This window comes from Phocaeicola sp. RTP21198st1_B8_RTP21198_201120 (genome assembly GCF_040929485.1).
GTDB classification, from domain to species: domain Bacteria; phylum Bacteroidota; class Bacteroidia; order Bacteroidales; family Bacteroidaceae; genus Phocaeicola; species Phocaeicola dorei.
Genome location: NZ_JBCOCI010000477.1, coordinates 1 through 1,139, shown reverse-complemented (window position 1 = coordinate 1,139; position 1,139 = coordinate 1). Strand labels below are relative to the sequence as shown.

Annotated in this window: 1 protein-coding gene; it reads left to right on the top strand. The window is 41.2% G+C overall.

Annotated features, from left to right (window positions below):
• Positions 1 to 980: glycoside hydrolase family 28 protein (locus AB5935_RS27420; protein WP_368328031.1), on the top strand; the 980-nt coding region annotated here is incomplete at its 5' end.
• Positions 981 to 1,139 lie beyond the last annotated feature (159 nt).

The window sequence follows — 1,139 nt, the reverse complement described above, 5'->3', positions numbered from 1 at the left end:
GCGGAAAAGTATTCTGGGATAAATATTGGGCGATGCGGGAGGAATATGAGAAGAAGAATCTGCGCTGGATTGTGGATTATGATTGCAAGCGGGTGAGGGGAGTACTGGTTTCCAACAGCAAGCATATCACGTTGAAAGACTTTACGTTGGTGCGTACGGGATTCTGGGCTTGTCAGATTTTGTATTCGGATCATTGTTCGGTGAGCGGACTTACTATTAATAATAATGTAGGAGGTCACGGACCAAGTACGGATGGCATTGATATTGATTCATCCACCAATATTCTGGTAGAAAACTGTGATGTGGATTGCAACGATGATAATATTTGTATTAAGGCAGGGCGTGATGCGGATGGACTGCGTGTGAATCGTCCGACGGAGAATGTGGTGGTTCGTAACTGTATTGCCCGTAAAGGTGCGGGCTTACTGACTTGCGGAAGTGAGACTTCTGGTTCTATCCGTAATGTACTGGCTCATGATCTGATAGCGTATGGCACAGGAACGACATTGCGTCTGAAATCATCCATGAACCGTGGCGGAACGGTCGAGAATATCTATATGACGCGTGTTGAGGCTGATAGTGTGACTCATATCCTGTCTGTCGATTTGAACTGGAATCCGAAATATAGTTATTCTGCCTTGCCGAAAGAATATGAAGGAAAAGATGTTCCTGAACACTGGACTACTATGTTGACTCCGGTAGAGCCGAAGGAAAAGGGGTATTCTCATTTTCGTAATGTGTATTTCTCTCACGTAAAAGCAGACGGAGCAAAACGTTTTATTTCCGCTTCGGGATGGAATGCAAGTCATCGCATCGAGAATTTTTATCTGTCTAACATTAATGCGGAGGTGGAATCTGTCGGAAAGATAACTTATGGAAAGAATTTCCAGTTACAGGATATTCATTTGACGGTAAAAGATAAAAGCCGATTGAGGCAAACGGATAATATAGATAGTAAGATTGAGATTAATTACAAATAATTCTCCTTACAGGCAGGAAGCTCTTGACAAAGTCTTTTTTATGTTGTATATTTGTAGGTGTGAATATCAATGGATAAAAGGTTTGATTAAAAAGAATGAAAAAGAAACTAGTACAATATGACAACAATATATCAGGGAATCCTTACAGTAGTTAAGCTA